We start from the raw sequence: 2,504 nt of genomic DNA, 5'->3' as shown, positions 1-2,504 counted from the left end.
CAGCTCCGGGAGGGGGCGGAGCCACTGGACCTGGAGTCCCTCCAGACCCACTGCCGGCAACAGCTGGCGGGCTACCAGGTCCCCCGCCAGCTGTTGCCGGCAGTGGGTCTGGAGGGACTCCAGGTCCAGTGGCTCCGCCCCCTCCCGGAGCTGGACGACGGCGGCGACGTGGTTGCCCCAGCGGGCGTCGGGGACACCGGCGACCAGCGCGTCGTACACGTCGGGATGGGACTTGAGCGCCTGCTCGACCTCCTCGGGGTACACCTTCTCGCCGCCCGTGTTGATGCACTGGGAGCCGCGCCCCAGGACGGTCACGACGCCCTGCTCGTCCACGGTCGCCATGTCACCGAGCAGCACCCACCGCACCCCGTCCCGCTCGAAGAAGGTCTCGGCGGTCTTGGCCGGGTCGTTGTAGTAGCCGAGCGGGACGTGGCCCCGCTGGGCGAGACGGCCGGTCTCGCCCGGTCCGACGGGGATCCGGGTCGCCGGGTCGACGACCTGGGTGCGTTCGTTGACGTGCAGCCGGAAGCCCTTGGACGGGCCGGAGTCGTCGGTGGCGCGCCCGTTGGAACCGGACTCGGTGGAGCCGAAGTTGTTGAGCAGCGTGACGTTCGGCATGAGCTCCTGGAGCTGGGCCCGTACCGTCTCCGACATGATCGCCCCGGAGGAGGAGAGGCTGAAGAGGGCCGAGAGGTCCGTCCCCTTGAGCGGTCCGCGCAGCGCGTCCACGAGCGGCCGCAGCATCGCGTCCCCCACCAGGGAGATGCTGGAGACCTTCTCCTTCTCCAGGGTGCGCAGCACCTCCTCGGGCACGTACTTGCGGTGCAGGACGACCCGCTGCCCGTAGTTGAGGGCGATGAACGCGGTGAGGGTGGACGTGCCGTGCATCAGCGGCGGCGCGGGGAAGAAGGTGATGCCGGCGCCGCCGGCCGCGACGCGCTCGGCCAGCTCCTCGGGCCGCTTCACGGGCTCGCCCGAGGGGTCGCCGCCGAAGAGCCCGGCGAAGAACAGGTCCTCCTGGCGCCACAGGACGCCCTTGGGCATGCCGGTGGTGCCGCCGGTGTAGATGATGAAGAGGTCGTCGGGGGAGCGGGGGCCGAAGCCGCGCTCGGAGGAACCGGCGGCCTCCGCCTCCGTGAACGGCACGCAGTCGAGCGCGGGGGCGTGCTCGAATTCGGCACTGTGCTGCGCAGCAGCTCCTTGAGGGGTGGTGGTCGGGCGACGGGCGGGCCCCACCCGCACGAGGTGCCGCAGCTTCTCCGTCTGCGGCAGCGCCGCCGCGACCCGTTCGGTGAACTCGGCGTCGAAGACGAGCGCGGCCAGGTCGGCGTCCCGGTACAGGTAGACGAGCTCCTCCTCCACGTACCGGTAGTTGACGTTGACCGGCACGATCCGCGCCTTGAGGCAGGCGAGGACGGTCTGGAGGTACTCGACGCCGTTGTACAGGTGGAGGCCGAGGTGTTCGCCGGGCCGGATGCCCGCGTCGATCAGGTGGTGCGCGATCCGGTTGGCGGCGGCGTCGAGCTCGGCGTAGGTGAGCCGCCGCTCCGCGCCCGTGCCCGGATGGTCGACGTACACCAGCGCCTCGCGGTCGGGGACCACGTCGACGACCGATTCGAACAGGTCGGCAAGGTTGTACTCCACCGTTCCTCCTGACCCCGGTTCGCTGGTTCACATGGACGTGGCGGTCATTAGAGCGCCGACCGGTCACCGGGGGAAGGGGGTGCGCAGAAGAATCTGACTGAGTGTCAGAAAACTATTGAACTGGGCCCCCGGCTCCTGCAACCTGTTCCAGAACTGGAGACGGGAGACCCCCATGGGCGGCACCGAACACCTCAGCGTCCGGCGCGAAGGCGCCACGCTCGTCCTCACCTTGAACCGGCCCGAGGCCAAGAACGCCCTCTCACTGCCGATGCTCGTCGGCCTGCACGACGGCTGGCTGGAGGCCGACGCCGACGACGGCGTACGCTCGATCGTCCTCACCGGCGCGGGCGGTTCCTTCTGCGCGGGCATGGACCTCAAGGCCCTCGCCGGGAAGGGCATGGAGGGCGAGCGGTACCGGGACCGGCTCAAGGCCGACCCCGACCTGCACTGGAAGGCGATGCTCCGCCACCACCGCCCCCGCAAACCCGTCATCGCGGCCGTCGAGGGGTACTGCGTCGCCGGCGGCACCGAGATCCTCCAGGGCACCGACATCCGGGTCGCCGCCGCCTCCGCCACCTTCGGCCTCTTCGAGGTCCGGCGCGGCCTCTTCCCCATCGGCGGCTCCACCGTCCGCCTGCCCCGCCAGATCGCCCGCACCCACGCCCTCGAAATGCTCCTCACCGGCCGCCCCTACAGCGCCGAGGAAGCCGCCGCCATCGGCCTCGTCGGCCGCGTCGTCCCCGACGGCACCGCCCTGGACACCGCCCTCGACATCGCCGAACGCATCAACGCGTGCGGGCCGCTGGCCGTCGAGGCGGTGAAGGCCTCCGTCTCGGTCAGCTCCGCCGTCTCGTACACGG

At 71.0% G+C, this 2,504-nt stretch carries 2 protein-coding genes; one reads left to right on the top strand and one right to left on the bottom strand.

The genetic code is table 11. From position 1 onward, the window contains the following. A partial coding sequence (locus CCN56_RS39090) for an acyl-CoA synthetase (RefSeq protein WP_086832363.1) occupies window positions 1-1,644 on the bottom strand: 1,644 nt, incomplete at its 3' end. 172 nt (window positions 1,645-1,816) lie between these two features. On the opposite strand from CCN56_RS39090, the gene CCN56_RS39085 reads away from it, so the two are divergent. Next, the coding region (locus CCN56_RS39085) for a crotonase/enoyl-CoA hydratase family protein (RefSeq protein WP_107484306.1) at window positions 1,817-2,504 on the top strand (688 nt) is incomplete at its 3' end.

Origin of the sequence: Streptomyces sp. NRRL B-24572, from assembly GCF_002156145.1 — a bacterium.
Taxonomy (GTDB): domain Bacteria; phylum Actinomycetota; class Actinomycetes; order Streptomycetales; family Streptomycetaceae; genus Streptomyces; species Streptomyces vietnamensis.
The sequence above is the reverse complement of the archived record's forward strand: the minus strand, read 5'-3'. Positions and strand labels throughout refer to the sequence as shown.